The sequence below is a fragment of the Natrinema amylolyticum genome, from assembly GCF_020515625.1.
Taxonomy (GTDB): Archaea; Halobacteriota; Halobacteria; order Halobacteriales; family Natrialbaceae; genus Natrinema; species Natrinema amylolyticum.
In genome coordinates, this window is the sequence record NZ_JAIWPJ010000001.1 from 1,750,655 (window position 1) to 1,767,978 (window position 17,324).

14 protein-coding genes are annotated in these 17,324 nt (G+C 66.2%); 4 read left to right on the forward strand and 10 right to left on the reverse strand.

Annotation, left to right across the window (positions count from 1 at the left end):
• Positions 1-128: 128 nt before the first annotated feature.
• The gene (locus tag LDH66_RS08610; RefSeq protein ID WP_226480645.1) at positions 129-1,103 is read left to right on the forward strand and encodes a quinone oxidoreductase family protein; all 975 of its coding nucleotides are present in this window, start codon (positions 129-131) and stop codon (positions 1,101-1,103) included.
• Between the two features lie 241 nt (positions 1,104-1,344).
• Here the strand turns inward: LDH66_RS08610 and LDH66_RS08615 are convergent, their stop codons facing one another.
• From LDH66_RS08615 to LDH66_RS08625, 3 genes are all read right to left on the reverse strand, one after another.
• Positions 1,345-1,860 (reverse strand): 8-oxo-dGTP diphosphatase, encoded by a 516-nt coding sequence (locus LDH66_RS08615; RefSeq protein ID WP_226480646.1) that lies wholly within the window; start codon positions 1,858-1,860, stop codon positions 1,345-1,347.
• Between the two features lie 349 nt (positions 1,861-2,209).
• On the reverse strand, positions 2,210-3,061 hold the full coding sequence (gene speB, locus LDH66_RS08620; RefSeq protein ID WP_226480647.1) for an agmatinase: 852 nt from the start codon (positions 3,059-3,061) through the stop codon (positions 2,210-2,212).
• Complete coding sequence (locus LDH66_RS08625) at positions 3,061-3,435, reverse strand: translation initiation factor IF-5A (protein ID WP_226480648.1); 375 nt, start codon at positions 3,433-3,435, stop codon at positions 3,061-3,063. Before LDH66_RS08625 ends, speB begins: the two co-directional genes overlap by 1 nt.
• Positions 3,436-3,656: 221 nt before the next feature.
• On the opposite strand from LDH66_RS08625, the gene LDH66_RS08630 reads away from it, so the two are divergent.
• Positions 3,657-5,471, forward strand: coding sequence for a restriction endonuclease (locus tag LDH66_RS08630; protein WP_226480649.1), 1,815 nt, complete (start codon positions 3,657-3,659; stop codon positions 5,469-5,471).
• 171 nt (positions 5,472-5,642) lie between these two features.
• Here the strand turns inward: LDH66_RS08630 and LDH66_RS08635 are convergent, their stop codons facing one another.
• The 5 genes from LDH66_RS08635 to LDH66_RS08655 all read right to left on the reverse strand — a co-directional run bounded on the left by LDH66_RS08635 (position 5,643) and on the right by LDH66_RS08655 (position 11,629).
• A complete protein-coding gene (locus tag LDH66_RS08635; protein ID WP_226480650.1) occupies positions 5,643-6,392 on the reverse strand; it encodes a hypothetical protein in 750 nt (249 codons plus the stop codon).
• Positions 6,393-6,574: 182 nt separating this feature from the next.
• On the reverse strand, positions 6,575-7,651 hold the full coding sequence (locus LDH66_RS08640) for an enolase-like domain-containing protein (protein WP_226480651.1): 1,077 nt from the start codon (positions 7,649-7,651) through the stop codon (positions 6,575-6,577).
• A 131-nt stretch (positions 7,652-7,782) separates the two neighbouring features.
• The gene (locus tag LDH66_RS08645) at positions 7,783-9,456 is read right to left on the reverse strand and encodes an asparagine synthase-related protein (RefSeq protein ID WP_226480652.1); all 1,674 of its coding nucleotides are present in this window, start codon (positions 9,454-9,456) and stop codon (positions 7,783-7,785) included.
• An 87-nt stretch (positions 9,457-9,543) separates the two neighbouring features.
• On the reverse strand, positions 9,544-11,190 hold the full coding sequence (locus LDH66_RS08650) for an ABC1 kinase family protein (protein ID WP_226480653.1): 1,647 nt from the start codon (positions 11,188-11,190) through the stop codon (positions 9,544-9,546).
• Positions 11,191-11,266: 76 nt separating this feature from the next.
• A complete protein-coding gene (locus LDH66_RS08655) occupies positions 11,267-11,629 on the reverse strand; it encodes an Hsp20/alpha crystallin family protein (RefSeq protein WP_226480654.1) in 363 nt (120 codons plus the stop codon).
• A gap of 699 nt (positions 11,630-12,328) precedes the next feature.
• Here LDH66_RS08655 and LDH66_RS08660 point away from each other — a divergent pair.
• Entirely contained in the window at positions 12,329-13,645 is a 1,317-nt protein-coding gene (locus tag LDH66_RS08660; protein ID WP_226480655.1) for a molybdopterin molybdotransferase MoeA, read from the forward strand.
• A gap of 2 nt (positions 13,646-13,647) precedes the next feature.
• Here LDH66_RS08660 and LDH66_RS08665 read toward each other — a convergent pair whose 3' ends face one another.
• The gene (locus tag LDH66_RS08665) at positions 13,648-14,274 is read right to left on the reverse strand and encodes a DedA family protein (RefSeq protein WP_226480656.1); all 627 of its coding nucleotides are present in this window, start codon (positions 14,272-14,274) and stop codon (positions 13,648-13,650) included.
• Between the two features lie 170 nt (positions 14,275-14,444).
• Here LDH66_RS08665 and LDH66_RS08670 point away from each other — a divergent pair, with 170 nt between their 5' ends.
• Positions 14,445-16,106, forward strand: a complete 1,662-nt coding sequence (locus LDH66_RS08670; RefSeq protein ID WP_226480657.1) for a potassium channel family protein — start codon at positions 14,445-14,447, stop codon at positions 16,104-16,106.
• Positions 16,107-16,142: 36 nt separating this feature from the next.
• Here the strand turns inward: LDH66_RS08670 and LDH66_RS08675 are convergent, their stop codons facing one another.
• Positions 16,143-17,270, reverse strand: a complete 1,128-nt coding sequence (locus tag LDH66_RS08675) for a serine hydrolase domain-containing protein (RefSeq protein ID WP_226480658.1) — start codon at positions 17,268-17,270, stop codon at positions 16,143-16,145.
• Between the last annotated feature and the right edge of the window lie 54 nt (positions 17,271-17,324).

Below are 17,324 nucleotides of genomic sequence, written 5' to 3' on the forward strand. Positions count from 1 at the left end.
CCTGTTGAACCCACTGGTGGCATTCGCAACCGTCTCGGTCGGTATCCTTTCCGACAACTATAAACGTTGTCTTAGTTTTGTCCGGTTCTGACAACGTTATGTGCCCGACTCCGGTATACGTATTCGGTATGAAAGCGATCGAAGTCTCCGAATACGGTGACAGCGACGCCCTCGAGGTCGTCGACGCCGATCGACCGGAGCCGAACGCGGGAGAGGTCCGTATCGAGATCGAAGCGGCTGGGATCAATTTCGCGGACATTATGCAACGGAAGGGGCAGTACCCGGGCGGTCCCGAAGCGCCGTACGTCCCCGGCATGGAAGCCGCTGGAACGGTCGATGCGGTCGGTGAGGGCGTGGACGATCTGTCGGAAGGCGACCGCGTCGTCGGCATGCTCGACGGCGGCGGCTACGCGGAGTACGTCACCGCCGCCGCGGACCTGCTCTTTCCGGTCCCCGAGGCGATGAGCTTCGACGAGGCCGCCGGCTTCCCCGTCCAGTTTCTGACCGCCCACGCCTGTCTCTTCGAGTGGGGCGGCCTCGAGGAAGGCGAGTCCGTCCTCATCCAGGCCGCGGCCGGCGGAGTCGGTACCGCGGCCGTCCAGTTGGCGTCCAACGCCGGCGCGGAGGTCTTCGGCACCGCGAGCACGCAGGAGAAACTCGACCTCGCGGCCGAGTTGGGCTGTGACCATCCGATCAACTACACCGAGACGGACTTCCGAGAGGTCGTCGACGAGGAGACCGACGGCGAGGGCGTCGACCTCGTCTTAGAGAGCGTCGGCGACGACGTCTTCGAGCGCAGCCTCGACGCGATGGCCCACTTCGGCCGCATGGTGACCTACGGTGTCGCCAGCGGGGTCCCAGCCGAGGTCAGCAACCGGCGACTGCTCTTCGAGAATAAGACCGTCAAGGGGTTCCACCTCGGGCAGGCCACGTTCCGCGATCCGAGCCGAATCATGACGGCCGTCCCCGAGCTGACCGACGGGTTCGCCAGCGGCGATCTCGAGGTCATCCTGGGCGAGTCGTTCGCGCTCGAGGACGCGGCCGAGGCTCACCAGTACATCGAGGACCGGAAGAGTTCCGGGAAGGTCGTCCTGAAGCCCTGAATCGAGAGGACGGGACTCCGTGTATCGCTTCCAGACGTGCCAGACGATCCGCGGTGGCGCGCGCTGTCGACTGCTCTCACTATTGCGATCGAGCAGTCGACGACATTGTGCGAGGGATGAGCGAGGACGGGAGTCCGAGCGAATCGGCTGGGGAGGGCGTGGCGATTCCCCGTTGCCACGATAACGGGACATGTCCGAATAGTGTCGTCCCGATACCATCAGCGCGAGCAAGTACGATCCGTTACTCGCCACCAGCGGCCTCGAGCGACACGCCCCACTCGAGGTTGTGAGCGACGAACTCGGCCTCGTCTAACGGCTCGCCGCCCTCGAACCGGAACTCCCCGGCGACCGTTTTCCCCTCGAGCACGCCGGGCAGCCACAGGTGATCGTCGTCCCACATCCGGTCGTAGGGCACGTCATCGACGGGCACCCACTCCGGATAGGCCTCCTCGGTCGCGGTCGGCTCGCCGGCGAACGAGCGCGTGCGGTAGACGTGACAGACGGTGTGGTCCTCGCCGTCGAGGAGAAAGGTGAGTTCGCCCGCCTTCTCGAGGTCTCGGACCTCGAGGCCGACCTCTTCCTCGGTTTCGCGGACGGCGCACTCTCGGGGCGTCTCGCCGGGTTCGCACTTGCCGCCGGGGCCGTTGTACCAGCCCTCGCCGAGCCCGCGGCGTTTCTCGATGAGGAGCACCTCGCGATCGGGGTCGGCATCGCTCTCGGCGTCCCGAAGCGGAAAACACAGCGTCGTCTCGGTCATACTCGAGGATTCGCTCGGAACGGGAAAAGGGGTACGCTCGCTCGACTCACTCTCGAGTTCGTGAGGATGCGGTAGTCCGGAACGGCCGTTCTGCTATCGTGGCGGCAGGGAATCGCCACGCCCTCCCCAGCCGATTTCTGCTCACGGACGCGTAGCGCCCGTTCGCATGGTTCGCGGAACCGACGGTTCCGCGCTAACGCTCGCTCCGTTCGTCGCTCGCTCATCCCTCGCGCGGGGTTGTGCGACAGGTCGCCCTCGACTCCCGGTTCCTTCCAGTCACCGCTCGCGCTGACGACCTGTCGCTCAGCACGCGCCACTGCAGTACACCGACGGAGAACGAGCCGCCGGGTCACCCGTCGGCGTGTGAGAAGACGAACTCCCGAACCAGTTTCGCGGCCAGCGCCGCTGCTTGCCCGTCGTCGCGGTCGTTGACTTCGACCACGTCGAACCCGCCCGCGTGGGGTGCGACGGTTCGGACGACGTCGCGGAGTTCGCGGGGCTCGAGGCCGAACGGCTCCATCGTTCCGGTCCCGGGCGCGTAGCCGGGGTCGGCGGCGTCGATGTCGACGCTCAGGTAGACCTCGCGGTCCTCGAGCCGATCATCGGGCGTCCACTCTCCCACGGCTTCGGGCGGGACGACGGTCACGTCGTCGTCGGCCGCGCGCTCCCACTCGGGTTCGCTGCCGGTACGAGCGCCGAGAACGATCGCTTCCTCGACGGACTCGACGTCGTCGACGATCCGCCGCGTGACGGCGGCGTGAGAGAGCGAGGTGCCGTCGTATTCGTCGTACAGATCGAGGTGGGCGTCGAGGCAGACGAACACGTCAGGCTTCACTGCGCGTGCCCCCGCGAGGGAGACGGTGTGTTCGCCGCCCAGCGTCAGGGGAACGGCGTCGTTCCAGACGGCCTCGCGGAGCGCGCTCGTCAGATACTCGAGATACGCCGAAACGTCGTTCCACGCCCGAACGTCGCCGCGGTCGAAGACGCCCAGTTCCGAGAAGTACCGGTCCGTCCGGTGATCGTAATCGTCGAACGGTTCCGCAAAAGATCGAATCCGACGGGGACCGAAGCGAGTCCCCGGTTGAAAGGTCGTCGTTGCGTCCAGGGGCGCACCGACGACCACGAAGTTCGCGCCGCCACGGTCGGACTCGCGCCCTCGCGTGTCAGGTCCCTCGCGTTCGTCGGTCGCCCCGGGAAACATCAGACGATCTTTCGCTGGTCTTCCATCTCGAGGTATTCGATGTTCTCGTCGGGGGAGACATCGACGTCGTCGGGGATGCGCATCGTGATGGTCTCGTAGGTCTCGAGGTCCATGATCTGCATGTCGTCGCCGTCGACGGAGACGACCTGTCCGTTTTTCCGCTCGATGATTGGGACCCAGATCTTCGCGTCGACGGGCTGGGAGAGCGAGCGCTTCTTGCCGTCGAAGACGCCCTCGGCCTCGACGCGAGCCTTGGCACTGCCGTGTTTGCCCGGCTTCGCCGTCGAGTAGGAGTTGATCTTACACGGCGTGTCGTCGATCATGACGTAGCTTCCCTCCTGGAGTTCGCGAACTTCGGTCTGCTGTTTCGCCATGTCCCGGCGTAATCAACCGACGGCCATAAACCGTTTGGAACGCCGTCGCGGCGTGTCACGTCGTCACGAAACGGCGGAACTGGCTATCGACGACGACCGCTCGGTCACGATCGGACGCGCCGAACGTGACGCTGCTATCGATCGCGGACTGTCAGTATAGATATTACCCAACACCTACCGAAATGAATATGGTACGTCGGTTGACATAGGGTGAGATACAGATGGAATTGGTTCGTGCGGGGGTGCTCTCGGTCGTGCTGATCGGTGGGGTGTTCGGTCTCGGTCGACTCCTCGCGATCGGGGTCAGGCGAATCGGCTGGTTCGAGACGAGACTCGAGTCGACGGTCACAGGGTGTCGGTCGCTGTTCACGATGGTCTCGGTATTCGGTGCGTTCGCCGTCCACGCCGCTCACTTCCGGGTACCGGGTCTGAGAGCGGTACTTCCGTCGGGACCGGTCGGGACGGTGGCGTGGATCGCAGTGGTCGTCACGGTCACGACGGCCACGGCCGTCGCCGCGGTGACGGCGTTTCACCGCGGGTTCCGACCGGCCGTCGAGGCGGTAATTAACCCCGAGTTCGAGATCGACGAGCGCGACCGGCGGCGCGGGACGATCGCGGCCGTCGGAGGGATCGCACTGTTCGTCCTCACACCGTACGCGGCCATCGCACTCCCGATTCCGTGGGAGTGGGTCATGGTGGCATGCTACGGAGGCGGCGTTATCCTGTGGATCGGCTACGTCCAGTCGGTACAGACGCTCCCGCCGACGGGCTCTCCCCTCCGGTTCACCGTGATCTGGGCGCGAGAGCCGACGGCCGACGAACGGGAACGCCTCGAGCGCTGTTACGATCGGTTCGACCGATCGCTCGGGCGGCCGATGATCGTCCGGAGCGAGCGACTCGACGGCGCACTCTACGTCATCGGTCGTGGTGACGATCGATTGCTCTGGCTCCGCGAACCGCTCCTCGAGGCGGCGAGCGACGACGAGCTCGCGGTCGCGCTCGCGAAGGCGGACGAAGCGATGGGCGCTCTCCGCCCCATGCGCGCTGCCAGATACGTGTTCGTGCTGCTCTTTCTCGGACTCTCCGCCGTCGCGTTCGAGATACCGCTCCCGGGAACGACGCCGGAGTGGCTGCTCCTCGGCGGTGCGGCCGTCCTGCTCATCGCTGTCCTCGTATGGCGGACGCGGCAGATAATCTACCGCGCTGACGACTTCGCGAGCAGGGAGTTGGGAGCCGATTCCGTCTACGAGACCTATCGTCGGTTGGGACTCGACATCGCGTTCTATGCCGTTCAGGACGCGGACGATCCCGGCCGCGGACGGGACGCGAAGTTCAGCGTCTTCGTGCCGACCGTGAGCAAGCGACTCGATCGCCTCGTCGATCGCAACTCGCTCGAGGGCGTCGACGCGAAACCGACGCCGCAATCGGTCCTCGAGGCTCCCGACGACTCCGACGGCGATTCCGGGACGCCCGCGGACGAACTGACCGCCGATCCGCGGGGAGGCGACGACGCGACGGGGGCCGGCCGATCGCGAACGGCCCCCGATGCGAGCCCCGGAACCGGGGCTGAATCCGACGCCACCGAACTGATCGCACGGCTCGAATCGCTGTCCGAGGACGAGTTCGTCCGGTTCGTCGCGGATTGCTGGGAAGCGGTCGGCTGGGACTGTACGCGCTCGTGGCACGCGGACGAACCGGGAACGGACGTGAAGGCGACGCGACACGAACCCGATGTCGAGACGGCGGCGATCCAGGCGATACGAGCGACGCCGAGCGGGGTCGTCGGACCCGACGAGATTCGGGCGTACGACGACCTCGAGCGGCAGGTAGCGGTCGGCTCCGTCGATTCGGTGGTCCTCGTGACGACGGGGCGGTTCGCCTCGGAGATCGCGGCTCGAACCGAGAAACGGAATATAACGCTCGTCGACGGCGACGAACTCGCCGCGCTCGCCGAACAGGTCGGAGCGGCTGAGCGGCCGACGTCTGATTCGAGCGGGACGTCGGAGTCAGAGCGAGCGGACGCGGGTTTCTTCTGAACGCCGGCGGCAGGATGCCTTCGATCGTCTCGTCCCACTAGATAGTAGTCCGATTTCTTTATTCAGACGAACTTGTGAAAATTGCGGTAAATATAGGCGGAGTACGTAGTACCGAAGCCACACTAAGCATGTAACAGCAGCATCGTTCTCTGACACAGGATTTTCCCGTTGTCAATCCGAGGCGTGACTCGATTTGGGTTTGGTACGGCTCCGCCATCTCTCAGCAACTATTACAGACCAGGTTATTACTGCGAAGGCTGGAAGGTGCCATGATGGTAGTGAGATCTCTGTGAGCATGAGGAGATACGGATACGCAACTACTGCTGCAAAAAGGACAGCTCCGTATCCTACCATAGTGTCTGTTGGTTCAGGTGGGGTAACCGTCCACACTCGATAAATAAGGAAGAGAGCATATGGACCAAGAATTAATAGCTTGATCACGGTCTCGAATATCATATCAAGACCATCGGTATCCCAAGTTGCACCTCCTGCAGGCTGACCTACCTGTACAATATACGTTTCTCCGTTAGAATCTTCTACAAGGGTATACCTACTGTCATCACTGGAGGGGTTTGGAACTTCGTTATATTCGTCACAGAATATGAGCGTGCTATCACAGACTCTTATCTCCAAGTCTCGTTCCCCAGAGGGCCCGTATCTTCCTTCTTCTTGTGGTTGATCTTTTGCCTCTCGGAATGCCTTCTGTTGTATTTCAGACAACTCTTCTATAGAAGTGACTGATTCTGTGTTACTATTCTCTTGACTCGCCGTTTCATTGAATGCTTCTGTTGATTCATGCGCGATAGAATAGGATTCACTATCTCCACTATATGGCTCCGTGAGTGCTCCAGGATAGAAGATGGCACCCGTGAGGAGAACCGCAACGACGAATGAAATCGCCAGAAAGGTTCGAGATTTCATTTAATTACAATTACAATCTTTCGGGTAAGTGTTTTCTGGAATGTCTGTGTTCAGTATGCACACGTGCGTACCGAATCGGGCGTACCAGTTTCGCGTTAAATTCGAGTGAAGAAGCCGTAGTAGCAACTACTAATACGGTTCGCCGGATCGCAACCTCGAGAGGGTGGTGTCCGGCGGGTCGGTTACCAGCGAAAGCCCGCGGGGTTCGCAGGGGGCTCGAGCGGACTCTCCGGCAACCCGTCCCCGACGGCGGGATCGTTGTACGCCCGCGGCGCGACGTCGTTCGGGCCGTCGGGGTAGCGAAGCGACGCCAACAGCTGAATCTGGCCGCGGCCGACCCCGAGTTCGAACTGGCCGCCGCCGTAGAGCCGAACGTCGCGCTCCTCGCAGTAGGCGAGGGTCTCGCACAGCGACTCGAGCGAGCCGAACCGAGAGGGTTTGACGTTGAGCCAGTCGGGCTCCCAGGGCAGCGCTTCGACGTCCGCGAGCCCGTGGATCGGGGCGTCCCAAGAGACCCGCTCCCGGACGGCGGGGTCCTCGAACAGCGGCCGCGTCTCGTCGGTCAGCGCGGGGTCCTCGATGACGGCCTCGGGGAACGCCTCGAGGACGCGTTCGTACAGGGCGGGATCCGCCGGCACGTCGACGTCGGTGCCCTCGTACCGCCCTTTCAGATCGAGGATGCGGACGGCGTCCGTCCCGACCGTCTCGCCGATGGCCGCGACGAGGTCGTCGTCCCACTCCGGGATCGGATCGAGCTTGAACTCGAGGGTGGGGACCCGCTCGCGCAACGACTCGAGCCGGTCGGTCGTCGGCGGCTCGCCGAGCCTGGTACTGGCGACGAACCGGACGGGATCGGCGGATCGGCCCAGTTCGCTCCCGAGATCGGTCTCCGCCTGCCGGAGCGCGAGGTCCAGCGCGGCGCTCTCGAGGCCCCAGCGCCGGTAGTTCCGGAAGACCTCGCGGTCGGGCGCACCGCCCGGGAAGAGATCGACCGACTCGAGGCGGTCCGAGAACGAGTCGATCGTCCACTCGCCGGTCAGATCGGGCAGCCCCGTTTCCGCCAGTCGGTCGTGATCCGTGGTCTCGTAGGTGACGTCCTCGCCGCGTCCCGTGGCCGTCTCGTCGCCGTCCGGTCCCGGCCCCGAAAGGGAGAGTTCCGTCGTGACACGGGTGAATTCGCTCGAGGTCTTCCGTTCCAGGCGCTCGGTCGATACGTCGTCGATCGCTACCGACAGGTCGGCGATCCGATCGTAGTCCATACCGATCGTTCGGGCCCGGGGAGGAAAGAGGCTCGGAGGGCGGACTCGCCGGCGTTACGCGAGGGAACTGCGGTGGCCTGCTCGGCCGTTCTCCGCCGGTTCCGAGACGACCGTCCCCGGTTCCGGCGCGGTTACACCCTCTCACCTTCGGACCGGGGCGTGCTCGAGGGAACGGACACGGTCCGGGTGTGAGAGACTGGCTCGAGGTCGTCCGATCGCAGGACGCGGTCGCGCCAGACGGCGTAGCCGGCGAGGTTCCACGCGAGGCCTGCCGAACGGTCGACGATCGAACCCGAGATATCCGGCGCGAACTCGGGGACCTCGTAGCGGTCGAAGACCGACTCGAGCGGCCCCGACCTGAGGAATCGCTCCGCGGGGAAGTTCCCGTTCCCTTTCGGCTTGCTCCGGTCGTACTCGGGGTACCACTCGCCGAGCAGTTGCTTCGGGACGTGTTTGGGCTCGCCGTCGTGGACGTAGCGATCGGGCGAGGAGAGCCCGAGCGCGAGTTCGGCGACGGCCTTGCCGGCGAACGGCGTGTACATCTCGCGCCCCCGCGCGAGGCCGGCCTGCCGCCAGACGGTGACGGCGTCCTCGCAGAAGAAGTCGACCCACTGCCCGACGTGGACGTGCCGGGCGTACCGGTCTCCGGTCGCCGCGGGAACGCGATCCATCGCGTACTCGTAGCGCTCGCGCTGTCGTCGCTCGTACCGCCGGCGACCGATCGCATCGACGACCGACGGCACGTCCGTGTAGACCGCGAACTGGAGCGCCTGTCCGTCGGGATCGGACGGATGTCGTCGGAGCCCCTCGAGCACGTCCCGGTGCCGCTGCAGTTTCTCGACGACGGGCGGGACGTAGCCGAGGTGGCGCGTCCGCCAGACCGTGCGCGCGACCTCGAGCGAGCCGCCGAGGCCGAAGACGGCGTCCGCCCCCTGGCCGCTGACGAGCCGCTCGCTCCCGTCGAACTCGCGGTAGATCCCGTCGAACGTCGGCGTCTGGAGCTGATGGGGCGGCATCCCCAGCGCGTCGACGGCCGCCTCGAGCCGCTCGAGGTAGTTCGACTCGGTCATCTCGACGACCTCGCGATCGGTCTCGACGAGGTCGTTGGCGCGGTCGGCGTACTCGCGTTCGAACGCCAGTTCGGGCGTGTCGAACGACGCGGTCACGCTCTCGGTGGGATTTGTCAGGTAGGGCTCGAGGACCGTCGAGTCGACGCCGCCGGAGAGCATGAGCGACGAGTCGTCCGCGATGGGCGCACAGACCGCCGACAGCACCTCGTCCAGCCGCTCGTGTGCGCTCGCAGGAGACAGTCCGGTTTCGGGCGCGAGTGTCTCCGTCAGTTCGGTTCGGGGCGTCGTCTCCCCGGGCGTCCAGGTGAGCGTCTCGCCGTGGCCGAGGCGGTGGATCCGCTCGACGTAGGAGTCGATCGGCGTCGTCCGGTAGAGCAGGTGATCGGCCTTCGCCCGGTCCGGGACCGTCCGATCGGCTGGCTCGAGCCGGGCGAGGGCGTTCCGAAACAGGTCGGTGAGCACCGGCTCGCCGCTCGAGTCGAGACAATAGAACACCTCGTAGGCCGACGTGATCCCGCGGTGGGCCCGCACCGTCGGTTCGTCCGCCCGCTCCGAGAGGACGACGACCGTCCCCTCGCCGGGCAGCGAGTCGTGGAGCGCTTTGATCTCCGCGAACCCCGCGCCGCGCTCGATCGCCGCCCGGAGTTCGCGCCGGTGTGTCCCACAGAGGATCCACCGTCGCTCGTTGCTGGTAACGATCGCAGCGTTCGGATTCGCGAGCAGCACTGTCGCCATTACCCGACCGAACCGGCAGACGGGACATTGTAATGGGATGGATACTCCGTTCGAACCGATATTCAGTCGGCGATGAACGCGCCGTCGCTACTCCTCGCCGCGGCGCTGGCGCAGGTTCTGTCGCGTGAACTGCGGGCGCGCGCCGATCGACGTCGGCGAGCGGAACGATCGGTAGAGCTGGATCAGCACGATCACCGAGAAGCCCGCCGCGACGATCGACGCCCGGGGTGCCTCAAGGGCGTACAGTACGCCCATCGAGAACAGCGACATCGTGAGGAGCATGCCGTAGACCAGTCGCTTGGCGAGCTTGTCGAAGACCTGTTCCGAGTCCTCGACGCCGATACGGACGTAGAGGTCGTCCCGGTCGAGTCGGTCGAGCGCCCGTTCCGCCTTGGGCGCGAGCCGCGTCAGCGACTCGCCCGACCGGCGGAGCTGTCGGCCCGTCTCGTCGATGTACTGTCGGATGGATTCCTCGCGATACCCCTGCTCGGTCAGGTAGTCGGTCGCGACCGAGATGAAGTCGAAGTCCTCGTCGAGCGTGACGCAGACCCCCTCGACGACGGTCGCGACCCGGAGGACGAGCGCGAGATTCTTCGGCAGCCGAAGGGGGAACTCGTAAATCGAATCCTCGATCTGGCCGATGATCTGGTTGACTCGGTACTGCTCGACGTCCTCGCCGCGGGCGTCCTGAATCGCGATCTCCATCACCTCGGCCATGACTCCGCGGTCCGCGTCGGGCGAGAGCGTCCCGATCTCGACGAGCGCGTCGAGAATGCCGTCGATGTCCTGATTGGCGACGGCGATGTAGAAGTCGACGATCTTGTCCTGGACGAACGGGTCGACCCGCCCCGACATGCCGAAGTCGTAGAAGACGATCCGCCCCTCGTCGGTGACCGCGAGGTTCCCCGGGTGCGGGTCGGCGTGGAAGACCCCGTCGTCGATGATCATCTGCAGGTACGCACGCTCCAAGTTCTCCGCGATCTCGGTTCGGTCGATCCCCTCGCGCTCGAGTTCCGCGACGTCGTTTATCTTCGTCCCCTCGATGTACTCCATCGTGAGTACGCGCGGGCCGGAGTGGCTCTCGATCACGTCGGGGATCAGGAGGCTGTCGTCGTCCGCGAAGTTCGACCGGATCTCGGCGAGCATCGCCGCCTCGCGCTCGTAGTCCATCTCCTCGCGGATCGTCTTCGAGAACTCCTCGGCGAGATTCTCGAGCGAGAACGAGCGGGCGTCGTCGACGAAGTACAGCAGGATCGGTAGCGACCACCTGATGACCCGCAGGTCGGCTTTAACGAGGTTTTCGATGTCCGGACGGCGGACCTTCACCGCGACATCGGGGCCGACCTCACCGTCCGCGTCGGCCCGCGCCCGCTCGCTCTCGGGATCGAGGCGTGCCCGGTAGACCTGCCCTAGACTCGCGCCGCTGATCGGGTCGGTGTCGAACTCCGCGAAGCGCTCGTCGACCGGGCCGAGTTCGTCCTCGAGCACCCGTTTCGCCTCGGGCCAGGGTGCCGGCGGCACGTCGTCCTGCAGCGACGCGAGGACGTCGATGTACGCCGGCGGGAGCACGTCGGGACGGGTCGACAGCAACTGGCCGAGTTTGATGAACGTCGGCCCGAGCGTCAACAGCGACTCGAGCAGCACCTCCGCCCGGTGGCGGTGCGTCTCCGGATCGACCCGGCGGCGGCGGCCGAACAGGAGGAACCGCCGCCGGTCGCGGGCGTAGGCGAGCATGAGCGGGAGGAACTGCCAGGCGACGATGACGAATCGCTTGTATGCGCGGAGGGAAACCAGCCTCGGTCACCCCAGGTTAGGCGTCCTCGTCGACGATATCGATCGTCGTCTCCCCGTGGGCACCGCGTTTCGGCAGCGTCAACTCGAGGACGCCCCGGTCGACCGTCGCCTCGGCACCGGCGTCGGACGCGTCGTCGGGCAGCGGGAGGTCGACGTCGAGGAAGAGCGACCGGTTCTCCTCGACGTACTGGTAGTCGCCGGCCGGCTCTTTCTCCCGGTGGGCGTCGATTGAGATGCGACCGTCGTCGATCGCGAGGTCGAGCGACTCGGCGGAGACGCCGGGGACGTCGAGTACGAGCAGGTAGGCGTCCTCGCTCTCGAGCAGATCGAAGAAGACGTCCTCGGAGAGGTCCCGCAACGCGTCGCGGAGCGCTGACATGGATACAGGTTCGAACGCCGATACGAAAAACCCCGCGGTCGCGGCGATCCGTCGACGCCCCGCGAGCGGTCCGTGGACCATTTCGATGACGGCTGAAAGATGGAGGGAAAAGAGACGTCTCATGCCGAACTGACTACCTCCTCCCACCTCCCCCGTGCAGTGGCGCGCGCTGGGACGCGATGAGCGGACAGCGGACCGCGATCCGAACTCGTGCGAGGCCTTCGCGAACTTTGTGAGTGAAGGCTTGGAAGACGTGAGCGTCTTCCAGTGGATGAGCGAATAGTGCGGGACCTTCGGCCACGCATACCATGCGAACGGGCGCGGAGCGCCCGTGAGCAGACGCAGTGAGCGAATCGGCTGTGGAGGCTGAGGAAATTCCCTGTTGCCACGATAGCAGCACACTCTCACCCATCACGTCCTCTCTCTGGGCGGATAACTCCATACAGACGAATGGACAGCGTAATCGTCCGGAAAAGGCAGCGTCCTGCTATCGTGGCAACACGGAGGAGCCACGCCCTCCCCAACCGATTCGCTCATTCACTCCGTTCATTCGCTTCATCCCTCGCGCAATGTCATCGGCCGCCTTCGCTAGCGCTCAGACGGCCGACAGCGCGCGCCACCGCGGGCTGCCCTCTCAATTTGCACGGTCGAGCCGCGGGTTCCCCCACGCTTTTGGCGTCCGGCGACTCGAGTTCTCCTATGGAAGGTGCCGATCGCGAACGTACGGAGGCCGGGTTCAAGGTTCGGACGCCGGTCGACGAGGCGCGCCGGATTTTGCAGGAGGCAGTCGAGGGGACCGGGGACGCTGAGTCGGACGTACCCTGCGGGACCGAGACCGTCGATGTCGACCGCGCGGACGGCCGCGTCCTCGCCGCACCGGTCACGGCCGCTCGAGACGTGCCCCACTACCGGCGGGCGGCGATGGACGGCTACGCCGTCCAAGCCGCGGACACGTTCGGAGCGAGCGATCGCTCGCCGGAAGTGTTGCGGATCGCCGAGCCGGCCGGCGATACCGACGGCGAGCACGCCACCGCCGACAGCATCGGGCCCGAGACGGCCGCACGGGTTCACACCGGCAGCGCGCTCCCGGAGGGGGCCGACGCCGTCGTCATGATCGAGCGAGTGACCGAACTCGAGTCGGTCGGCGAACTCGAGGTCGAGGACGCGGTCGCGGAAGGGGAGAACGTCGCGCCGGTCGGCGAGGACATCGAGGAGGGCCAGCACCTCTACGAGGCGGGCCACCGGCTCCGGCCGTCAGATTTGGGACTCCTGCGATCGGCGGGGTACGGCCGCGTCGCGGTGGCTCAGCAACCCAAAGTGGGCGTCGTGCCGACGGGCGAGGAACTCGTCGCGGGCGATCCGGATCCCGGCGAGGTGGTCGAGACCAACGGGCTGACGGTCTCGCGACTGGCCGAGCGCTGGGGCGCTCGCGCGACCTACCGGGACGTGGTCACGGACGATCCCGAGTCGCTGCGCGTGGCGATCCAGCGAGATCTGACGAAGGACGTCGTCGTCACCACCGGCGGTTCCTCGGTGGGCGAACGCGACCTGTTGCCGGAAGTGATCGACGATCTGGGAGAGGTGGTCGTCCACGGTGTCGGGCTCAAACCCGGTCACCCCGTCTGCCTCGGGATCGTACAGGACACGCCCGTCCTCGCGCTGCCGGGCTATCCCGTCGCCTGCATCGTCAACGCCGTCCAGTTCCTCCGGCCCGTCCTGCGATGGCTTGAGGGGACGACGCCCGATCCTCATCCGACCACGCGGGCCCGTCTCGAGCGCAAGATTCCGAGCGAACCCGGGACCCGGACGTTCGCGCGGGTACGACTCGAGGCACGCGACGCGGACGACCTCGGCACCGACGAGCCCCGATACGAGGCGATCCCGACGCGAGCGAGCGGGTCGGGCGTGCTCTCGAGCGTCGCGCTCGCCGACGGTTGGGTAGTCGTCGACGACGACCGCGAGGGGATTCCGGCGGGCGAGACGGTCGCCGTGGCGGACTGGGAGCCCAACGCCTGAGTCTAGTACCCTCGCTCCGTCCGGCGCTGGCGCGCGACGAACAGGAGACCGACTGCGAGCCCGATGACCACGACGGCTGTAGTGAGAGCGGGACGATCGGTGGCGGCGGCTCCGGCGGCGGCGAACAGTGACCGTTGGCGGCCGTAGTAGACGACCGCGCCGACGGCGGCGTAGAACAGAACGGAGCCGACGGCCGTGTAGAGGCCGAAGCGAGCCGGCGACATTCGGGCGAGTCCGGCCGGAATCGAGACGACGGACCGGAGTCCTGGCAGGAACCGGCCCCAACAGACCGACGACGTTCCCCACCGACGGAACCACTGTCGGCCGCGTTCGGTCGCGTCCTCGGAGACGTTGATCCGCTCCCGGAGATGGCCGAGACCGCGGGAGCCGGGGCCGCGAAACGCGTAGAAGGGGACGTAGGCCCCGACGGTTCCGCCGAGAGTCGCCGCCGCGACGAAGACGACGAACGAGATCGGATCGACGATCAATAGCGCGGCCGCCGCTGGAACGACGACCTCGCTCGGGAAGAAGGGGAAGAGCATCGACGTCTCGAGGAAGGTAAAGAGCAACAGTGCAAGCGGGCCGTACAGTTGAATGAATCGCAGCGCGGCCGTCCCGAACTCAGCCATGGGCGGGACTAGGGAAGGCCGACGTATCACTGTTCGGTCAGCGACCGCGAGGCGATAAACGAGGGCGTGAGCGGCGATGCTGGCCTCGATCGCGGCCCGCACGAGAGGGGGTTGGGAGTTCCGACCGAGCACTTAGAGCCCCGGAACCGCTACTGCGACGGAACCGTCGCATGCGCGAACTCCAGATCGAGGGGCTTCATCCGTCGGACTTGACGCGACGCCAGCGTCTGGTGCTCATCTACGCGGTCAGTATCGTCTCGATCGTCGTCTTCTACGCGGTGCTCTACAACGTAGGGATGCGGCGGCTCGAGGGGCGGCCCCAGTCGATCTTCCGCTCGTTGCAGACGGTCACCGAGACGATGACGACCACGGGATTCGGCGCGGGCGCGCCGTGGGCGACCCCCGCGATGAACCTGCTGATGATAACGATTCAGGTGACCGGGATCCTGATCGGGTTCGTCGCCCTTCGCATCCTCGTCATCCCGCTGTTCGAGCGGACGCCGCTCAACCTCGACGACCGGCTCACGGCCAAGGACGATCACGTCGTCGTCGCGGAGTATCGGCGCGATACCGATATCCTGCTCGACGAACTCGAGGAACTCGATGTGGGATACGTTCTCCTCGAGTCCGACGAGGACGAGGCCAAGCGGCTCTCGGACGACGGCTATCAGGCCATCCACGGCGATCCCGAGAACGGATCGGACCTCGAGCGCGCGATGATCGAGCGCGCGTCGCTGCTGATCACCGACGCCGGCGACAGCACCGCGAGCATCGTCCTGACGGCGCTGGAGGCGAACGAAGACCTGCGGACGATCAGCTTCACCGAATCAACGCGCCACGACGAGGCGCTCACAGAGATCGGCGTCGACCGGAGCGTCGCACCGCACGCGCTCATCGGTCGGCGGCTCGCCCAGAAGGCCACGACGCCCGTCGCGGTCGACGCGGCCGCCGACGGGGGCGCGGAGGCGATCACCGTCCGCGAGATACTCGTCCGGCGGGAGAGTCCGCTCCACGGCGTTCGTATCGACGAGTCGCCGATCGCGGTCCACCCGGATCTGACGCTTGTCGGCGGCTGGTTCGACGGGACCCTCCGCCTGTCGCCGCCGGGCGACGTTCGGCTCACCCCGAACACCGTCCTGGTCGTCGCCGGTCCCGAACGGGCGATCGACGACGTCTCAAGCGAGGTGTCCGGCGTCCGAACGCCGCGGGCGTCGGAGCGGTCTCGGATCGTCGTCGCCGGCGTCGGCGAGGGCGGCGCGGCCGCGACCGATACGCTCCCGGACGATACCTCGGTCACGACCATCGACCGCTCCGCGGCGGCGGATCCAGACGTCGTCGGTGACGTCAGCGAACCGGGGACGCTGCGGGACGCGGATATCGGTGACGCCGACGCGCTGGTCGTCACCGTCGACGACGACGCGACCGCGCTGTTGACCGTGGCGACGGCCCGATCGCTCTCGGACGACGTCGAGATACTCGCCCGCGTGACCGATACCGAGAAGGCGACGCCGGCGTTCAAAGCCGGTGCGGACTACGTCCTCTCCATCCAACGGGCGTCCGCGCGACTGGTCGCGGCCGAAGTGCACGGCGAGCGGGTGATGGACCCGACGAGCCAGATCCGCCTCGTTCGGACCGACGCGGAGCCGTTCGTCGGCGACTCGCTGGCAGACGTCCGCCGAAACACCGAGCGCGGCTGGACGGTCGTCGGTGTCGTGCGGGACGACTGCATCGTCACCGACGAACACACCGCGATCGAATCGAGCGACGAGGTGATCGTCGCCGGCAGCGACGAGACGATCCGGGAGTTCGAACGGACGGTCGACGCATCGTGACGGGCGGCCGCCGGCAGTAATGAGTTTCCGACTGCCTCACCGGAGCGCCTGCCGGACCGCGTCCGCCAGTGCGTTCACGCGGGCGACGTGTTCGTAGGAGCCGTCGCGAACGCCGTTCGTCACGTAGGAGAAGGCGACGTTCTCCTCGGGATCGGCCCAGCCGACGCTGCTGCCCAGCCCGGCGTGTCCGAAGGCGTGTTCGGGCGAGAGCGAGCCGTACGGCGCGACCGTCGTCCCGCCCTTCCAGAACCCGAGCGCGAACCGCGCTTCCCGACCGATCGTCCCGTCCGATTCCGTCTCGGCCTCGAGTTGCGTCATCCGTTCGACGGTCTCTGGCTCGAGGAGCCGCGTCCCCTCGAGTTCGCCGCCGTTGGCGAGACAGGCGTAGAAGCGGGCCATGTCGCCCGCGGTCCCGATGCCGTTGGCGGCGGGGATCACGGCGCGGTGGATCTCCTCGGAATTGAACGGCGCTGCGACCTCGGTGTGATCACCCAGTCCCTCGCCGGGGTCGCGACAGCGGTCGAATTCGTCGAAGCCGACCAGCGTCGCGACGTCGTCGTCCTCGTCGTCTCGCAGCCCGATGCCGGTGTCGTCCAGTCCGAGCGGGTCGAAGACCCGCTCTCGAGCGGCCCGCTCGATCGGCGTCCCGGAGACGCGGCGAACGAGTTCGCCGACCAGCCAGCCGAACGTCAGCGCGTGATAGGCCGGGGTCTCGCCCGGCGTGAAGTTGGGCTCCATCGCCTCGAGTTTCTCGACGACGGCGTCCCAGTCGCCCCAGAGGTCGGGGCGGTCGTCAATCTCGCCCCGATTGAGCCCCGATGTGTGGCTGAGCACCTGTCGAACGGTGATATCGGCCTTCTCCGTGCCCTCGTCGGCGAACTCGGGCCAGTGGTCGACCACCCGGTCGTCGTAGTCGAGCTTGCCCTCTTCGACGAGCGAGTGCAGCGTCACCGCGGCGTAGGGTTTCGTGCTCGAGAAGAGGATGTGCCGCGTCTCGCGGTTCTCGTCCGGGCCGTCCGGTGCCTCGACGCCGCCCGCGAGGTCGATCACCGGTTCGCCGTCGACGTAGACGGCCAGCTGTGCCCCGTGGTGGAGCCCGACCTCGAGGTGACGGTCGAAGAGATCGGCGATGCGCTCGCGGTCCGTATCGGAAAGCCGTGACATGGGTCGCACCTCTTCGGGCGAACGCTTAATCGTTGTCGTACGAGAACATTCCAC